The 16,821-nt window shown below is 61.7% G+C and carries 16 protein-coding genes (1 of these 16 only partly in view); 8 read left to right on the plus strand and 8 right to left on the minus strand.

From position 1 onward, the window contains the following. Positions 1-234 precede the first annotated feature (234 nt). The 3 genes from B9Z03_RS25485 to B9Z03_RS25495 are packed head-to-tail and all read right to left on the minus strand — an operon-like array spanning position 235 to position 4,017. Complete coding sequence (locus tag B9Z03_RS25485; RefSeq protein WP_085466804.1) at positions 235-2,049, minus strand: IlvD/Edd family dehydratase; 1,815 nt, start codon at positions 2,047-2,049, stop codon at positions 235-237. A gap of 55 nt (positions 2,050-2,104) precedes the next feature. Continuing rightward, positions 2,105-2,851 (minus strand): SDR family oxidoreductase, encoded by a 747-nt coding sequence (locus tag B9Z03_RS25490; RefSeq protein WP_085466805.1) that lies wholly within the window; start codon positions 2,849-2,851, stop codon positions 2,105-2,107. A gap of 38 nt (positions 2,852-2,889) precedes the next feature. Further along, on the minus strand, positions 2,890-4,017 hold the full coding sequence (locus tag B9Z03_RS25495) for an iron-containing alcohol dehydrogenase (RefSeq protein WP_139832511.1): 1,128 nt from the start codon (positions 4,015-4,017) through the stop codon (positions 2,890-2,892). A gap of 439 nt (positions 4,018-4,456) precedes the next feature. Here B9Z03_RS25495 and B9Z03_RS25500 point away from each other — a divergent pair, with 439 nt between their 5' ends. From B9Z03_RS25500 to B9Z03_RS25510, 3 genes are all read left to right on the plus strand, one after another. Then, positions 4,457-5,401: a 2-hydroxyacid dehydrogenase gene (locus B9Z03_RS25500; RefSeq protein WP_085466807.1), complete on the plus strand. Its 945-nt coding sequence runs from the start codon at positions 4,457-4,459 to the stop codon at positions 5,399-5,401. Positions 5,402-5,676: 275 nt separating this feature from the next. Next, positions 5,677-6,642, plus strand: coding sequence for a cupin domain-containing protein (locus tag B9Z03_RS25505; RefSeq protein ID WP_176247641.1), 966 nt, complete (start codon positions 5,677-5,679; stop codon positions 6,640-6,642). Between the two features lie 232 nt (positions 6,643-6,874). Further along, complete coding sequence (locus tag B9Z03_RS25510) at positions 6,875-7,870, plus strand: TRAP transporter substrate-binding protein (protein WP_085466809.1); 996 nt, start codon at positions 6,875-6,877, stop codon at positions 7,868-7,870. A 48-nt stretch (positions 7,871-7,918) separates the two neighbouring features. Here B9Z03_RS25510 and B9Z03_RS29580 read toward each other — a convergent pair whose 3' ends face one another. The 4 genes from B9Z03_RS29580 to B9Z03_RS25525 all read right to left on the minus strand — a co-directional run bounded on the left by B9Z03_RS29580 (position 7,919) and on the right by B9Z03_RS25525 (position 11,191). Continuing rightward, complete coding sequence (locus B9Z03_RS29580) at positions 7,919-8,440, minus strand: hypothetical protein (protein WP_139832391.1); 522 nt, start codon at positions 8,438-8,440, stop codon at positions 7,919-7,921. Between the two features lie 423 nt (positions 8,441-8,863). Then, complete coding sequence (locus B9Z03_RS25515) at positions 8,864-10,141, minus strand: TRAP transporter large permease (RefSeq protein ID WP_085466810.1); 1,278 nt, start codon at positions 10,139-10,141, stop codon at positions 8,864-8,866. Further along, on the minus strand, positions 10,138-10,683 hold the full coding sequence (locus B9Z03_RS25520) for a TRAP transporter small permease (protein WP_085466811.1): 546 nt from the start codon (positions 10,681-10,683) through the stop codon (positions 10,138-10,140). The genes B9Z03_RS25515 and B9Z03_RS25520 overlap by 4 nt, the downstream gene beginning before the upstream one ends. 217 nt (positions 10,684-10,900) lie before the next feature. Continuing rightward, positions 10,901-11,191 (minus strand): DUF1330 domain-containing protein, encoded by a 291-nt coding sequence (locus B9Z03_RS25525; protein ID WP_085467867.1) that lies wholly within the window; start codon positions 11,189-11,191, stop codon positions 10,901-10,903. A 209-nt stretch (positions 11,192-11,400) separates the two neighbouring features. On the opposite strand from B9Z03_RS25525, the gene B9Z03_RS25530 reads away from it, so the two are divergent. The 5 genes from B9Z03_RS25530 to B9Z03_RS25550 are packed head-to-tail and all read left to right on the plus strand — an operon-like array spanning position 11,401 to position 15,541. Continuing rightward, positions 11,401-12,210 carry an IclR family transcriptional regulator gene (locus B9Z03_RS25530; protein WP_085466812.1) on the plus strand — a complete coding sequence of 270 codons (810 nt, stop codon included), beginning with the start codon at positions 11,401-11,403 and terminating at the stop codon, positions 12,208-12,210. Positions 12,211-12,269: 59 nt separating this feature from the next. Continuing rightward, positions 12,270-12,851, plus strand: coding sequence for a DUF2796 domain-containing protein (locus B9Z03_RS25535; RefSeq protein WP_085466813.1), 582 nt, complete (start codon positions 12,270-12,272; stop codon positions 12,849-12,851). A 1-nt stretch (position 12,852) separates the two neighbouring features. After that, a complete protein-coding gene (locus B9Z03_RS25540) occupies positions 12,853-13,575 on the plus strand; it encodes an ATP-binding cassette domain-containing protein (protein ID WP_085466814.1) in 723 nt (240 codons plus the stop codon). Further along, positions 13,572-14,828, plus strand: a complete 1,257-nt coding sequence (locus B9Z03_RS25545) for an ABC transporter permease (protein WP_210191389.1) — start codon at positions 13,572-13,574, stop codon at positions 14,826-14,828. The genes B9Z03_RS25540 and B9Z03_RS25545 overlap by 4 nt, the downstream gene beginning before the upstream one ends. Further along, a complete protein-coding gene (locus B9Z03_RS25550) occupies positions 14,825-15,541 on the plus strand; it encodes a DUF3299 domain-containing protein (RefSeq protein WP_085466815.1) in 717 nt (238 codons plus the stop codon). Before B9Z03_RS25545 ends, B9Z03_RS25550 begins: the two co-directional genes overlap by 4 nt. 488 nt (positions 15,542-16,029) lie before the next feature. On the opposite strand, the gene tnpC is transcribed toward B9Z03_RS25550, so the two are convergent. Continuing rightward, on the minus strand, positions 16,030-16,821 hold the 3' portion of the coding sequence (tnpC, locus tag B9Z03_RS25560) for an IS66 family transposase (protein ID WP_139832461.1). It continues 687 nt past the right edge of the window; 792 of the gene's 1,479 nt are visible here — the last part of the coding sequence; its start codon lies beyond the right edge, outside the window — the gene reads right to left on this strand; it ends in the stop codon at positions 16,030-16,032.

Consider the following 16,821-nt stretch of genomic DNA (forward strand, 5'->3'; position numbering starts at 1 on the left):
TGCTTCCTACAGGTTGGCTTAATCGGTGTCGGACGCAACGCGCGGGTTGGTCCGGTGCTGCGGTCGTTCAGGGCGCCCCGGACGATGTCGGGGAACATCGCGCGTCACGCCCGGTTGGGCCAAGCCCCATGCCGAGTTCGCCGGCGCGACGGCCGAGGCCGATCGCGAAATCATAGCGGCGAGCGATGCCATCGGTCATGGGAAATCTTTCGGTCGGGGGATCGGCAGCTCGCCTCAGTGATTGTCGCGCGGGACGCCGCTGGTATGTGCGACGTCGCGATATTTCACGGCGGGTTTCAGCACCATGCCCTCGGAGAGCTGGTCCACCATGGAGCGCTGGATCTCCTGCCACGGCGTCTGGTGCTTCGGATAGTGATAGCCGCCATTGTTCTGCAATTCGGCGCGCCGCCGCGTGATCTCGTCGTCGGTGACGAGAATGTCGGCCGTGCCCTTGCGCAGGTCCACCCGCACGCGGTCGCCGGTGCGAAGCAATGCCAGCCCGCCGCCCACTGCGGCCTCCGGCGAGGCGTTGAGGATCGACGGGCTCCCGGAGGTACCGGATTGCCGCCCGTCGCCGATGCAGGGCAGCGAATGGATGCCCTTCTTGATGAGATAGGCGGGCGGCTGCATGTTCACGACCTCGGCCGCGCCCGGATAGCCGACCGGACCCGCGCCGCGCATGAACAGGATCGTGTTCTCGGTCAGGCCGAGTGCGGGATCATCGATGCGGGCGTGATACTCCTCCGGCCCGTCGAAGACCTGCGCCGTGCCTTCGAACGCATCCGGATCGCGCGGATTGGACAGGTAGCGGTCGCGGAACTCCTGCGAGATCACGCTGGTCTTCATGATCGCGCTGTCGAACAGATTGCCTTTGAGGTTGATGAAGCCGGCATCCTGCTTCAGCGGCGAGGAAACCGGACGAATGACCTTCTCGTCCATGTTCTCGGCATTGGCGCAGTTCTGCCCCATCGTCCTGCCGTTCACCGTCATCGCGTCCGGGTTCGGCAGCAGACCGGCCTTCATCAGTTCGGCGACCACGGCGGGCACCCCGCCGGCATGATGATAGTCCTCGCCGAGATATTCGCCAGCCGGCTGCAGGTTGACCAGCAGCGGAATCTTATGCCCGATCGCCTGCCAGTCGTCATTGTCGAGCTTGACGCCGAGATGCCGTGCGATCGCGTTGAGATGGATCGGCGCGTTGGTCGAACCGCCGATGGCCGAATTGACCACGATGGCGTTCTCAAACGCCTGCCGGGTCATGATGTCGGACGGCTTCAAGTCCTCATGCACCATGCCGACGATGCGCTTGCCGGTCTCGTAGGAGATCTGGCCGCGCTCGCGATAGGGCGCCGGGATCGCCGCCGAACCGGGCAGTTGCATGCCGAGCGCCTCGGCGAGGCTGTTCATCGTCGTCGCCGTGCCCATCGTGTTGCAATAGCCGACGGAGGGCGCAGACGAGGCGACGATCTCCATGAACTGGTCGTAGTCGATCTCGCCGGCGGCAAGCCGCTCGCGCGACTTCCACACGACCGTGCCGGACCCGGTGCGCTCGCCCTTGTGCCAGCCGTTCAGCATCGGGCCAACCGACAGCGCGATTGCCGGGATGTTGACCGTGGCGGCGGCCATCAGCAGCGCCGGCGTGGTCTTGTCGCAGCCGATCGTCAGCACGACGCCGTCGAGCGGATAGCCGTAGAGCACCTCGACCAGCGACAGATAGGCGAGGTTGCGGTCGAGCGAGGCGGTCGGACGCTTGCCGGTCTCCTGGATCGGATGGCAGGGAAACTCGAACGGCACGCCGCCCGCCGCCTCGATCCCGGCGCGCACGCGCTTGGCGAGCTCGATATGGTGGCGGTTGCAGGGCGAAAGGTCCGAGCCGGTCTGCGCAATGCCGATCAGCGGCTTGCCCGACTGCAGCTCCTCGCGAGTCAGGCCATAGTTCAGATAACGCTCCAGGTAGAGCGCCGTCATTCCCGGATTGTCGGGATTGTCGAACCACTCCCGCGACCGCAGCTTCGTGCTGCGCGATCCGTTGCCGTTGCTGGCGCTCATGCTGGTCTCCCGAGATCGGTTCCAAGCCATCGTGAGATATCCCGTCCGAGGGGCATCAGAGCCCCCCGGCGACCGTGATCAGGGTGCCGGTCATGAATCCCGAGCCGGGAGAGGCAAGCATCAGGGCGGCGCGCCCGATGTCTTCGGGCTCGGCGATCCGCCCCATAGGCGTTACCGCCGCAATGCGGGCTGGGCGCTCGGGATTTCCACCTTGCGTGTGGATACGCGTGTTGGTTGTCCCGACACGGATTGCATTCACGCGGATGCCCTCCGGCGCCAGTTCCTTGCCCGCGCCGAATGTGATGGATTCCACTGCGCCTTTGGTCGCGGCATAGTGGACATACTCGTTGGGGCTGCCGAGGAACGCGGCGAGCGACGACATGTTGACGATTGTTCCGCCTTGGCCGCCTCGGCTGGTGGACATGCGTTTTGCGGCCTCCTGGATACAGTAGATAACGCCGAAGACGTTGATCCTGAAGGCGGTTTCCAGCACCTCAGGCTGCAAGTCCACTATCTTTCCAGCTTTCCCGATGATCCCGGCATTGTTGACCAGGCAGGTCACTCGCCCAAGTGCATCGTCGCATGCGCTGAACAGGGCCTCGATGTCCTCCTTCTTGCCCACGTCTCCCTGTACCGCGATGGCGCGGGCGCCTGCGGCCTTGCAGTGCTCAACGACTTCGGACGCGGCGGTGGTGTCGGAGAGGTAGTTTATGCAGACATCGTAGCCTTCTGCGGCGAACAGCCGAGCCGTTGCGGCACCGATGCCGTGGCTCGCGCCGGTTACGATCACGATCGGTCTCACGAGACGACCTCCTTGCTCATTCTCTGAGGGTTCGCAGACTAGAAGACGGACTCAAGGATCGCGGCGTAGTCTTGCTTGGTCAGCGGGCGAGGATTGGTGGGATGGCTGTGGTCTGCCAGGGCTCGCTCACATACCCAATCGATGACCTGCCGGGTCACGCCCAGTTCGGACAGTCTTGGCGTAATGCGCAACCGACGGTTCAGGTCGTCCAGCGCGTCCGCGAGCGTCGTCCCTTCAAGTCCCGCCAGGCTCTCGAGGTGACTGACCTTCTTGGCCACGGCCTCAACCTCCACGTTCCACCGAAGGACGGTCGGCATCAGAATGGCGTTGAGCGTCCCATGATGGAGCTTAGCCTCCTTGAGACCGCCCAATGCATGGCTAAGTGCATGGACAGCTCCAAGCCCCTTCTGGAAGGTCATTCCCCCTTCGAGGGCACCCATCATCAGTTCGGTCCGCGCCTCCGCGTTCGCGCCATCTGCGTAGGCGACAGGCAAAGCCTTCCAGATGCGTTTGAAGCCGTCGGTGGCAATTGCCTCGGCAGGCGGATTGTAACGGGGGGAAAGGTACGTCTCGATGCAATGTGACAGCGCGTCGAGCCCTGTCGAAGCCGTCAGTGCCGGGGGAAGCCCCATCGTCAGCGCGGGGTCGCAGACCGCCCTGCGCGGGATGAGGAACGGGCTGATGAACCCGAGCTTGCGGCCATCATCCAGCGTGATCAGTGCCGCGCGTCCGACTTCGGATCCGGTGCCAGCCGTTGTCGGGATGGCCACGAGCGGAGCCACTGCGCTGGTGATGCGCGCCACTCCACCCAGGATCGCCGCGTAACGCTCGAGTTCACCATCGTGCGTGGCGAGCAGCGCGACGCCCTTGGCCAGATCGATCGGAGAGCCTCCGCCGATCGCCACGACGCCATCGCAGCCGCCTTGCCTGTACAGTTCGAGACCGGCGGCAACCGCGCTCTCGGTCGGGTTTGTGGGAACGTCCAGGAAGACCGGCGCCGCTTTCAGGAACGCGAAGCCCGGGCGATCCAGGAGACCGGCAGCCTTGATGCCGTGATCGCTGATCACCAGCGGGCGAGACACGCCCAGTTCGCGCAGTATGTCTGTGAGTGTATCGGAAGCCCCGAGGCCGAAACTAATATTTGTAAGGTAAGTTATAGTATGCACCCTGCCACACTCCTTGATATTCCGCCCATGCATCGCTGCAGCCACCGTCTGGCATTCGGCACATTTCGTGCAGCCGGTGAATACGAACGCGCGATCTTTTTGGAATCGCCCAGTCCATAATATGGACATTTTGTCCAAACATTAGGCGGAACTGCACACTTGTCAAGCTCCACCTTGTGGTTGCGGCGCGCGCACCGTCTTGACAGAGAGGTTGCGGATCTTTATCAGAATTTGGACATATTGACCACATTATGGTCAGAATGCAAGGGCCGCCGACTTGCTGATTTCGCCGGAGGACGCTGCCGACTTGAAACAAAATCAAGACCGCGGATCACGGTCGGCGCTTTGCGCAATCCAAAGGCTTCCCGCGTGACAAGCACCGATTCACCTGCGGCCATTCGTGCCGGCCAGTGACACCCCCGAACCGGAAGGAAAGCCTTTGTCGAAAGCCGCTGCCACCGTGCTCATACCGGGCTGGATGCACGAGCATGCCCGGCGCATGCTCACAACGCATTTCAATCTCGTCGAAACCCCTGACTATGACATTCACACTCATCTGTCCCAAGAGGTGCGGGCGTCAATTCGGGGCGTGGCCTGCCGCGCCAGGATCGATCGGCAGTTCATCGACGCCCTTCCCAACCTTGAGATCATCGCCAGCTACGGCGTCGGCTACGACTCCGTGGATGCCGCCTACGCGCGCAGCAAGAATATCGTCGTCACGAACACCCCTGACGTGCTGAACGAGGAGGTCGCCGATCTCACCTTGGGGCTCCTTATCAGCGTCGTGCGCGAGATACCCAAGGCGGAAGCCTTCGTTCGCGAAGGCCGGTGGAAATCGTCGGACTACCCGCTCAGCCATCTGACGCTGCGAAACCGCCGGGTCGGCATCTACGGAATGGGGCGGATCGGCCGCTGCATCGCCCGACGGATTGAAGCATTCGGGCTTCCTATTGCCTATCACAGCCGGCGCCCGGCGGACGGCATCGCTTACGACTACTTTCCTTCGCTGCTGGAACTTGCCAGTGCAGTCGATACGCTTATCTCCATCGTGCCGGGGGGGCCGTCGACGGCAAACAGCGTAAATGCCGGGGTGCTGTCCGCTCTCGGGCCAGAGGGCGTGTTCATCAATGTGGGTCGCGGGACCGTGGTGGACGAGGAGGCACTGATTAGCGCCCTGCGCACAGGAACCATCGCTGCGGCCGGCCTCGACGTGCTCGCGGACGAACCCAATGTCTCGGACGAGCTGCTGGCGCTCGATAACCTGACGATCCTGCCGCATATCGGATCCGCGTCGGTCAGCACGCGCACCGCAATGGCGGACCTTGTGGCACAGAACGTGATCGCCTGGTTCCACGGTGGAGCGGCGCTGACACCCGTGCCCTAGGGTTCGGATCCTCGCATCCGATCGATTGCCGAGGCGCACCTCCCGATCCGAAGATGCTGCGCGCCACGATCAACGCCAATCGCTACGCGGTGCATCGAGCCCTGGCTCTGGCTTCCAAGCGCGGCGGTGAGGCGTTGACAATCCACTAACAGTCTGCCCAATATAAGTTGTTGGACACCGTGTCCATATTATGGACATTCTCTCAGTTCGATGCTTGGAGGTTTGAGCGGGTTTTCGGTGTCGGCAACGATCAAGCGATAGAGGAGGAGGAGAGCGTGAGGAGCTTGTTGAAAGTCGGGTTGGCTATCTTGGGTGCGATAGCGGTCAGCGCGGTGGGGGTGACGGGAGCACTTGCACAGTCAACGTATTCTTGGACGCCAAAGCCGAAAAAGTTGGCGAAATACGAGAACGGGCACGTCCCGCATACGAAGCTGACGAACGTCCTCGCCGGCAAGAACCCTTCCAAAAGTTGGACCCACAAGGTCGTCGACGACAAACACCTGCGAGCCGGGTGGGTGGGTTTGAAGGTGGGTGACGCGACGAGGCCCTTGAGGGTTACGGATCACCAGACCGCCTTCATTGTCTGGGATGGCCAGATTGAAGTCACGATCGAGGGTGTGGCGCCGTTTGTCGCCACCAAGGGCTATATGATCCGGGTTCCGTTCCGCCGGCTCTATTCACTGAAGAACGTGGGTGACACGCCGTCGCTGCACTTTGGAATCTGGAATGCAGACTCCACATTCCTTTACCCGCAGGACTCGGCAACTTTGCCCAAGCCACCGAAGATCAACGGCAAGGATCAAATGTGGTACCTGAGCCGACATGATGCGCCCGATAGCTTGACGCGTCAGCCTGAGCCTATTTTCTACGACTTCTTTGCTCAGCCTGCGGCCGGTGCATTCGTAAGCGACGATCGCATGTTCGTTAACCGCATCCGCGGCCAGGCGTTCAATTGCAATCCTCAGCCCCCGACGAGCATCGGACATTTCCACGTCGACTACGCTGAGTTCTGGTTCATCATGGAAGGTCAGATCAGCTACAACATCGAAGGCTTGCCCTTCTTTGTCGCAGAGCCCGGCGATATCGTCTATGTCCCGGCCGGCCGCTGGCACTCTGCGGCGAACTATTGTCCGGGGTTCGATACCCGGATTGCCATCAATGGCTATCCGCGGGGGACGCATAACTGGCCGGTGACCACCCAGCCTCCGGTCCCCCCGATCGAAAGAGGAAGACCCCACTGATCTTCGCTGATCTTACGGGTGGCCCGTTCTCATCACGAGGGCGGGCCGCTGGTCTCATCCACCTTTGGTGACGGCGGCAGCAGTCAATTGCCCGGTGTATTCCGGGGTTTTGTTCACAGCACCTGCAGCAATGGGCCGAACTGGCCGTTCTCGCACTATCGGTGCTGTCGAGTTCGTTGGTGACAGTCAATGCATCCTGGTTCCCGGTGAACCGTTCTTGGGAGGTTAAACTATGAGAATATTGCTTCTAACTGCGGCGCTGCTGGGAGGACTTCTGGCCGCCGCTCCGGCCGTGGCTCAGAACCCGCGCCTGGGCTACGTGCCTACGGAAGACCACCCGGTCGGACAGGCTTCGCGCCATTTTGCGAAGCTGGTGGAAGAAAAGACCGGCGGGCGCATCAAGATCGATACGTTCGGCAACGGCGTGCTCGGCAGCGAGCCGGAGATGCAGGCGTCGGTTCAGGCCGGCTTCATCGACATCATGGTTGGCCCCACGCCCAACCTGGTCGGCGTCGTTCCGCAATTCATGATCTACGACCTGCCGTTTTTCTACAAGGACTTCGCGGCGGTCGATGCCGTCATGGACGGCGCAGTCGGCGAACAGCTGTTTGCACAGCTGAAGGAAAAGACCGGCATCGTCGGTCTGGCTTGGTGGGACAACGGCTTCCGCCACATGACCAACAAGATTCGCCCCGTCAACACGGTGGAAGATATGGCAGGGATCAATATCCGGGTCATACCTAACCCGTTGTTCATTGCGACGTGGACGGCGCTGGGCACCAATCCGACGCCGCTTCCCTGGCCCGAGCTTTACAGTGCCCTCGAAAATGGCGCCGTCGACGCTCAGGAAACGCCCTACGCCCTCATCTACACCGCCAGGTTCTATGAGGTGCAGAAGTATCTGGCCAAGACGGGCCATGTCTATACGCCGTTCGTTCTCCTCGCGAGCCAGAAGTGGTTCGGAAGCCTCTCCGAGGAGGACAAGGCGCACGTCATGGAAGCTGCAAAGGAATCGGCCGCTTTCCAGCGGGACGTTTCCCGCAAGGCGGCGGCGGAGTTGGAGGAGCAGCTCAAGGAGAAGGGCTTCGAGATCACCCAGCCCACGCCTGAAGCGCTCGCAGCCATGAGCGAACGCGTTGCTCCTGTCGTGAAAGAGTATAGCGAAAAGATCGGGGTCGACCTGGTCGAGAAGGCGCGCGCCGATATGGCCGCGGTTGCCAAGCCGTAAAAGGCCTGGTTGCGCCGGAGCCAGGTTCGCCTGCTCCGGCGCCCATTTTCAAAAGCACGCTGCGTTCTGTCGCGTGTTGAAGGTCATCGCCACCAGCCGCTGAAAAAGTTGCTCGTGCGTTAGATGACCGGCCTGGAGGTCCAGGACCGCCCCTGCCCGCGACTGCGGCAGGCCGAGAATGTCGCCCAGCACTCCATCCGTTGAACGGCACCAGCGGCTCGCAACGCGCCAACGATCAGCGGCCGCTCCTCGGTATTGAGATCGATCCGTAAGGCGCGGATGACGTTGCGATGAAAGCCGCGACCGAGGCAAGTCCGTTCCAGGTGCCGACGCCAGAGCGAAATCACCGGCCTCGAACCACCACTCTTCAAACCCGGCAAGAAGAATGCCCGGCGTACGCGGTCCGGGCTGGGCAAAGACGCAGGACCGCGACTGCCGCGGCCAGAATGGATAGCGCAGCGTCGATGCGACGAGAAATGCGGGGCTTCCGATGACGGCAGGCGCGGCGCTGACTGCGAGCGCGAATGCGATGGCCTGCACGGCCCGCGGCCGCACGACGAATGCCTTCATTCGATGACCGTGTTGACTGGCTGCGACAGCGGGACGTTTGGGGCGGTTCAATCGCCACAACTGCGACCGCGCATCTGCCCAGCCGCATATTGCGCATCCGGGCTGTCACGAACGATCTGTGGTCAGATCGGGATGATGAGCCCGGTGCACGTCCCGGAATTCTGGTCGGATCGGAACCGATTGCCGATCGGCGAAAGGTCGCCGATCGGCAGACGTTGCGACCGCACTGCTGGCGCTTGATGTCGGCCAGCCTGAGGCACGCGGAGAACTCGAATATGTGCTGCGCATCGATATTGGCCTACGCCAGCCGACGCAACTTCTCCCGCGTCAGGATCCCGCTACGGTCCTGGTGAGAGAGCCTGTGCGGCACCGGCGCAGACCCCGTCGCCGGATGTTCAGCCCACCTACTCCACGGTTCGAGCCTCAATGGAGCCATGACGCTGGCACGGTCACCAGTGCCGGGAACAGAACCAGCAGGACAATGAGGACCATTTCGGCCAGAAGGAAAGGCCACACGCCTCTCAGGGCCGTCTCCATTGGAACTTTGCTGATTCCGCACACCGTGTTGAGGACTGTTCCGACAGGGGGCGTGATCATGCCGACCGCGGCGGTCATGATGAACATGACACCGAAATAGACCGGGTCGATCCCGGCCGCCTTTACGAGCGGCATGAGGATGGGCACCAGAATGGTGATCGATGGTGCGAAATCGAGCACCATGCCGATAATAAAGATCGCCAGGACGATCATCCCCATCAGCAGGATCGGCATATCGATGAAAGGACTGAGCAGACTAACGAGCTGGGCCGGCAGACTGGCGATCGTCATCATGAAGCCGGTGAACACAGAGGCTGCGACGAGCAGCATGATCACCGCCGTCATTCGACCGGCGGCGAGCAGCGCGTCATAAAGCAGCCGCGGTGTCAGCTCCCGATAAACGAACAGCCCCACAAACAGCGCATAGGCGGCGGCAACGACGCCGGCCTCGGTGGGGGTGAAGAGGCCGAACCGCAGTCCGACCAGGATAATCATCGGCAGCATCAACGCCCAACCGGCGGTCAGAATGGCTTTGGGGATGTCCCTGCGCGGGAGTTTGGGCTGGACCGCCGATGTTTCCTTTCTGGAGACGATCCACCAGGTCGCCACCAGGCTCAGCCCCATCAGGATTCCTGGCACGATTCCGGCAAAGAACAGGCCGACGATGGAAATGTTTGCGGTGACGCCCAGGATGATGAACCCGACAGAGGGCGGGATCACGGGGGCAATGATGCCCGTTGCCGCCATCAAGCCCGAGGCGCGGCCCATGTTGTAGCCCGCATCGCGCATAAGCGGGATCAGCATGACGGCAATCGTCGCCGTATCCGCGATTGCCGATCCGGAGAGGCTGGCCATCAGCACGCCCGTGCCGATGACCACGTAACCTAGGCCGCCACGTATGTGACCGAAGAGCGCCAGGGCCACGTTCACGATCCGACGCGAAAGCCCGCCGGCGTTCATGAGCTCACCGGCAATGAGGAAGAACGGGATCGCCATCAGCGGATAGCTGTCAGCGCCATTGACCAGCCGCTGCGCCAGGATCTGCGCATCCAGATTTCCCATCAGCAGCATCATCGCGACGCCCGAAAGCATCAGGGCGAAGGCAATGGGAACTCCTATGGCCATCGCACCAAGGAGCGAAACGATAAAGACCAGACCGCTCACGGGGCTTTCTCCGAAGTAAGCGCGGGGGGCAGGACAGGCAGCGGCTCAACATGCTCCATCCCCGACCAAGGGGCGGGCAGGATGCCGCGCAACGAGCGCCACAGATCAAGAAGGAGGACCACAGCCATCAGGATGGCGGCGGCAAGCCCGGCGGCGTAGATGGCGCCGACGGGGATTCCCGACAGTGCCTGGACGTTGCCCCACTCGATCACCGTGAGTGACCAGCTGCCTTGCGCCAGGAGCCAGCAGCACCAAAGCATCAAGCCATATGAAGCGAGAAAGCAGACGAAGCGCGCCTTGCGAGGCAAGCGGACCACCAACGACTCGACGCCGAGATGCGCGCCCTTGGCCAAGGCCACCACGGACCCCAGGAAGATGACCCAGACGAGGATCACACGGGAGACTTCAACAGCAAACGGAATGCCTGAGCTGAAGCCGTACCGAAGCACGACATTGGTAAAGATCAGGAGGCTGATGGCGGCCATGCCGACAACGACGAAGACGTCGAAAGCCTTTAATAGCCATTGCAGCGGTGAGGACATGACAGCTCCCAGAAGGTTGTGCGCGCATGCGACGGCCTTGGCCGCACCCTGACGAGATCAGGAAACCGTCAGCGGGGATTTCAACATGCCGGTCGGGCGTAGACACCTGATCGCCCGATGAAGACAGGCCCTGCCGATGCAGTCGAACAGCGCGCAAGGGTAGAAACAATGATCCCTCGAACCGATCTGGTAGAGGTCTCATGCAACGCTTGCGGTGTCAGACGCCTTCCACCACAGCCAGATGTGCCTTGGCATGCTTCTCGCGGGCCTTGATCGCCGTCTGATATTCGGGAGAGTTGTAGCAGGCGAGCGCCGTTTCGTAGTCCTTGAACTCGATGACTGCCAGGCGGTTCGCCGGCAAGCCCTCCATAACCTGGCTCTTTCCCGCGCGAACCACAAAGGTCGCGCCGTATTTGTCGAAGGCTGCCTTGTTCAAGGCAATGTAGTCCTTGTAACCCTCCTGGTCTGCAATATCGACCATTGCAACCCAGTATCCTTTTTTGGTCATTTGCTTCCTCTCCCCATAGAATTCCCGCGGCCTCTCGTGGAAGGTGCCGACGGCCGGATACGTTCGCATTCGGCACAGGTCCTTTCCGTTGATCCTCCTCGATCACACGGCCAACACCGAAACAAGAACGTTGACTACAATATGGACAACTTGCCCATGAACGTGTATGCCCACCCTGTTCCGTTGTCAAGCTTGCAAGGAGATGCGCTATGAGCCCGAGTGACCTCCAGGACGAAGCTGATGCAAAAGCCCCTACTCACGTGCAGGGAGCGGCCTCGTTCTCGAAGTTCATAGCGGTGCTGCAGATTATAGCGGATGCCCCCGGAGCGCAGGACATTGCCCAGCTGACAAAGCGTGCCCCATTTCCGCGAGGGACGGTCTATCGCCTCGTTTCGGCCCTCATCGCGGAGGGACTCGTCGCACAGTCGGGAGAGGACGGAACGTTTCGCCTCGGGCCTCGCCTCCTCCAGCTTGCCGCCAAGACCTGGGAAGACTTCGACTTACGAACGATCGCACGACATTTTCTGGTATCGCTCCGCGACCAGACGGACGAGGCCGTGCACCTTGCGGTGCCCAGCAACAACCGGATGGTCTACATCGACAAGTTGGTAGGCTCCAGCTCGGTTCAGATGAAGACCAGCATCGGCGGCCAGGTAGAACTTCACTCGACATCCGTGGGTAAGGCGTGGCTGTCTGGTCTGCCGGACCAGAGGCTGTTGGAGGTCATCAAGAGCCTGGATCTGAGACGCCATACCCCCAAGACGTTCACGACACCCGAAGCGCTGTTCGATGAATTGAAGCGGACGCGCGAGCAAGGGTTCGCGTTCGATGACGAAGAGAACGAGCCGGATATCCGCTGTATCGGCAGCCCGATCTTCAATCGTTCGGGGGAGCCGATCGGAGCGGTCAGCGTCAGTATGCCGGTGTACCGGCACGACGAGCGCCGCCACGAGCTTTGCGGAAGGCTGGTGCGTCAAACGGCGAAACTGATCAGCACAGAATTGTCCAGGATAGTCTAGCGACACGCGCCGACGCTTGTCGACAGCGGCTACTGATCATATCGATTTGGGAGGCAGAGATGGGATTGCACCACTACGCCGGGAGGTTATTTGCCGCTGGAATTTTTGCTGTTATTTCCGCAGGGTACGCGGAAGAAGATCATCGAGAGCTTGGTTCGCATGTACACGGACGCGCCACATTGGCGATCGCCGTCGAGGCCAACAGTGTTCAGATCGAGTTCGCAGCCCCCGGCATGGATATTGTCGGCTTTGAGCACGAAGCCGAAACCGCCAGGCAGAAGAGAGCTGTCGAGACCGCGCTCGCCGACCTGCGGGAGCCGCTGAAGCTCTTCGTGTTCCCCGAGACTGCAGGTTGCACGGTGACCTCAGCGGAGGTGAACGTCATCGCCGAAGACGACGAGCATCATGACGCCGAGGCTGAGACTGACGACACCGCGGAGACCGAAGAGCTCGATGACCGTCACGCCGAGTTCCGCGCAACTTATGCTCTCGCCTGCGCGGATGCTGCACAGCTGACGTCGATCTATTTTCCATTCTTCGATCGTTTCGCCGAAGCCCATGCACTCGCCGTGACGATCATCGATGCCGATGGGCAGTCCTCCTCAGATGTGACCAGCGATTACCGTCATCTGGAACGATGAGATGATCGGGGAGGCAGCGACAGACGCCGTGCGCTTGCGTGGCGTCGAGTACAAATGGACAGCGCGAGACGAATTTAGCTTCTCGATAGACCAGTTTGAGGTTGCCCGTGGGGAGCGTCTCCTGCTGCTTGGCGCATCCGGCAGCGGAAAATCAACGCTGCTCGGCCTGCTCACGGGCCTCGTCTCGCCGCATTCCGGCTCCCTCGAGGTCCTGGGGACGCGTCTCGACAGATTGAGCGGCGGCGCACGCGATCAATTCCGCGCCGAGCACTTCGGCATCATCTTCCAGATGTTCAATCTTCTTCCCTACGGCGCCGTCATCGACAATGTGATGCTGCCGCTCAGTTTCGCACCGGAACGTCGTGCCCGCGCTACGGCCGCGGGCGGCACGCAGAGCGAAGCCTGGCGCCTCTTGTCGGCCTTGGGGCTTCCGGCGGATATCGGGCAGAAAAAGGCGGCCGCTTTGAGCGTAGGTCAGCAACAACGCGTCGCGACGGCGCGGGCGCTCATCGGTTCCCCCGAGATTGTTGTCGCCGACGAGCCGACATCTGCTCTCGACGAGGATCGGCAGCAGGATTTCCTCGAGCTTCTGTTCGGCCAGATCGAAGCCACGCAGGCGACCCTGATCATGGTAAGTCACGACCGACGCTTGGCGCAGCATTTCACGCGTGTAATCCAGCTCGACGACATCCTGACAACGTCGAAAAGCGGGGCACGGGCATGATCGTCGCGCGCCTTGCCCTGCAGTCGCTGCGCAACCGCTGGATCACGGTGTTGCTGACGATCCTTGCGATCTCCGTCAGCGTCATGCTCCTGCTCGGTGTCGAGAAAGTGCGCAGCGGCGCGCGAGACAGCTTTGCCGGCACGGTGTCTGGGGCGGATCTGGTCATTGGCGCCCGGTCGGGTGCCATGCAACTTCTTCTCTACTCGGTGTTCCGCATTGGCAACGCCACCAACAATGTCACCTGGCGCAGCTACGAAGACATCGTTTCGCGCCCGGAAGTAGCCTGGGCAATTCCCCTCTCCCTTGGCGACAGTCACCGCGGCTTTCCTGTCATTGGGACGACACCGGATTACTTCGAGCACTTCCGGTATCGCGGCGGCCAGGCCTTGGCGTTTGCCGCGGGAGGACCCTTTGATGACCTCTTCGATGTCGTCCTCGGCTCCGACGTTGCGAGCCAGCTTGGCTATGCCATAGGAGACAAGCTCATCGTCGCGCACGGCGTGGGCTCCCTCGGCCCCCAGCATGACGATCTTCCATTTCGCGTCTCCGGCATTCTGGCGCGTACCGGCACGCCGGTAGACAAATCTCTCCATCTCAGTCTCAAGGCTATCGAGGCCATTCATGTCGACTGGCGATCTGGTTCGCGGATCCCGGGACAAGTGACGCCGGCCGATCGTCTGCGACAGATGTCCCTTCCGCCGAGGGCGATAACCGCGGCCATCATCGGCTTGAAGTCGCGCCTGCAGGTCATCGGATTTCAGCGCCGGGTGAACGAATACAGGGCCGAGCCTTTGTCAGGCGTCCTGCCCGGCGTGGCCTTGCAGGAGATGTGGGGGTTGGTCGGCACAGCCGAGACCGCATTGCTGGGTGTCTCCGCCATGGTCGTGGTGACGTCGATGCTCGGTTTGTCGGCGATGATACTGTCGACGCTCAATGAGCGACGTCGCGAGATCGCGATATTGCGCTCGCTGGGCGCGCGACCCGGCACGGTCGCGGGCCTTCTTGTCGGGGAAGCGACGCTGCTGACCGTGGCGGGAATTGTGATCGGCACTGCCGCGCTGTATGCCGCCCTGGTCGTGGCTCGCCCTCTGATTGACAGAAGATTCGGCATCGACATCGGCGTTCAACCCCCATCCTCGACCGATGCACTGCTACTATTGGCAATTCTGATCGGCGGAATGGCAGCGGGATTCCTGCCGGCCTGGCGCGCCTACAGAATGTCCCTCGCAAACGGCATGATGGTGCGAACATGAGGCCTCCCGGATTCTTCTTCGCCAATCTGAGATCGGCGTTCCACTGCATCACTCTCGTTCTGGTTGTTTTGGGCGCTGGCTGCGACGCCGCATTCAGCGAGCGCGCCATCCAGCTGAAATGGGAGATGCTGATCCCGCCGACAGAACCACTGACAAATTTCGTCGAAGACCTTCCTTTGGAGCAGCAGAAAGCGCTGAGAGATTTCAATTACTTGCAAGGTTACCTGTCGTTCGGAGGTGCCGAGCAGCTGGCCGATCAGATCGACGAAGCCAAAAAGAAGGTCGACGCCAACAGGGAGAAATTTGCAAAGCAAGGCGTCGACATTGACGCGCTCTACCAACGATACCTGGACTGGGTTGCAGAGATCGAGAAGCGTGGAACCCTCACCGAGAAAAAGTTCGAAGGCGAGCAGGTCGCCATCGCCGGCTACCTGCTGCCCCTGGATTTTGATCCGGATGGCGCGACCGAGTTCCTGCTCGTTCCCTATTTCGGTGCTTGCATACACGAACCGCCGCCGCCGCCGAACCAGGTGATCTATGTAAAATCATCCGCTCCATTCGCGCCTACGAGTCTGTTTCAGGGCGTGCTGATAACGGGCACGATGCGAGTGCAGTCTGAAAAGAAGGACCTGTCCTTCGTGGACGGTTCCAGCGAAATTGCTTTGGGTTACGTCCTGGAAAACGGAACCATCGAGCCTTATCCAAACGAGTAAGGTCGGCCGAAAGGCCTGCGCCATCGAAAGCGGCAGCGCCGGCTGCCGGCGCATGCTTCGCGCCATTACTTGGTCACCCACCAGCGTATCCGCGGCGTGATCTGCCAGCAGATCGCGCCCGACTAGAGCCAGATCCCCGCCTTGTCGAACTTGTTCCCGCGCGGCCGTGTCGAGGAGGAAGTCCGGTGGCGGGGCTCTGCTTCGGATGAGATGTCGTCAAGCAATTCGACGCGAAAGGCGGTGACGCGCAGGACCTTCGCGGACTATCTCGCCGGTCATTCGTCCCGCACGATCGCCATGACTAAAGTATCCGAGGTGCGGCGTCGGCGTCGGTATCCTGAACAATGAGCTCTATATCGGCAAACTGGTCGGGAACCGGCTGCGTTGCCTTAAGGATCCAGACACGGGCAAGCGCATCTCGCGTCTCAACAGGGACCTGTTGCGATCGAGCTCGTGCCTCAAAGGCAACTTCTCAGTAACCGCTGTTCTCAGGCCACGGCCTTGAGTGGCGCGGGGGCATAGGCCCAGGGCAGCAGGTCGTCGAGCTGGCTTTGCGGATGGCCTGCAACGATGAGGGTGATGACGTCGGCGAGGTAGGCGTACGGGTCGACACTGTTGAGTTTCGCGGTTTCTACGAGCGAGGCGATGGTCGCCCAGTGCTCGCCACCGCCGTCGGAACCGGCGAAGAGCGCATTCTTCCGATTGAGGGCGATTGGCCTGATCGAGCGTTCGACGACGTTGGAGTCGATCTCGACGCGGCCGTCGTCGAGGAAGCGACCAAGTCCGGCCCAGCGCGAGAGCGGGTAGCGGATTGCTTCGGCGAGCTTGCTCTTCTGGCTGATCAGGGCGAGCTTCTCGCGCAGCCATGGCTGGAGGGTATCGATGACGGGGCGGCTTCTTTCCTGGCGGGCGGTGCGCCGCTCTTCGGGCGAGCGTCCCCGTATCTCGCTCTCGATCTTGTAGAGTTCGGCGATGCGCTGGAGCGCCTCCGTGGCGATCGGCGCAGGTCCGGACTGGGCCAGTTCGTAGAAGCGTCGACGGACATGCGCCCAGCAGAACGCCAGGCTCACGGCATTGCGCTCGGCCAACGCCCGGTATCCGGCGTAGCCGTCGACTTGCAGGATTCCGACGAAGCCCTGAAGGTGCCGCAGTGGCTGTTCGGCCTTGCGGTCGGGCGCATAGAGATAGGCGACGCCAGGTGGAGCGATCCCGCCCCAGGGGCGATCGTCGCGGGCGTAAGCGAACAGCTGGCCCGTCTTGGTTCGGCCGCGCCCGGGATC

It is taken from the genome of Mesorhizobium australicum (assembly GCF_900177325.1).
GTDB classification, from domain to species: Bacteria; Pseudomonadota; Alphaproteobacteria; order Rhizobiales; family Rhizobiaceae; genus Mesorhizobium_A; species Mesorhizobium_A australicum_A.

Bases quoted from the DNA above. Each gene is read 5' to 3' on its own strand.
- B9Z03_RS25545 (WP_210191389.1), top strand. From the start codon at position 13,572: ATGATCGTCGCGCGCCTTGCCCTGCAGTCGCTGCGCAACCGCTGGATC.
- B9Z03_RS25530 (WP_085466812.1), top strand. From the start codon at position 11,401: ATGAGCCCGAGTGACCTCCAGGACGAAGCTGATGCAAAAGCCCCTACT.
- B9Z03_RS25510 (WP_085466809.1), top strand. From the start codon at position 6,875: ATGAGAATATTGCTTCTAACTGCGGCGCTGCTGGGAGGACTTCTGGCC.
- B9Z03_RS25520 (WP_085466811.1), bottom strand. From the start codon at position 10,683: ATGTCCTCACCGCTGCAATGGCTATTAAAGGCTTTCGACGTCTTCGTC.
- B9Z03_RS29580 (WP_139832391.1), bottom strand. From the start codon at position 8,440: ATGAAGGCATTCGTCGTGCGGCCGCGGGCCGTGCAGGCCATCGCATTC.
- B9Z03_RS25550 (WP_085466815.1), top strand. From the start codon at position 14,825: ATGAGGCCTCCCGGATTCTTCTTCGCCAATCTGAGATCGGCGTTCCAC.
- B9Z03_RS25535 (WP_085466813.1), top strand. From the start codon at position 12,270: ATGGGATTGCACCACTACGCCGGGAGGTTATTTGCCGCTGGAATTTTT.
- B9Z03_RS25540 (WP_085466814.1), top strand. From the start codon at position 12,853: ATGATCGGGGAGGCAGCGACAGACGCCGTGCGCTTGCGTGGCGTCGAG.
- B9Z03_RS25485 (WP_085466804.1), bottom strand. From the start codon at position 2,049: ATGAGCGCCAGCAACGGCAACGGATCGCGCAGCACGAAGCTGCGGTCG.
- B9Z03_RS25525 (WP_085467867.1), bottom strand. From the start codon at position 11,191: ATGACCAAAAAAGGATACTGGGTTGCAATGGTCGATATTGCAGACCAG.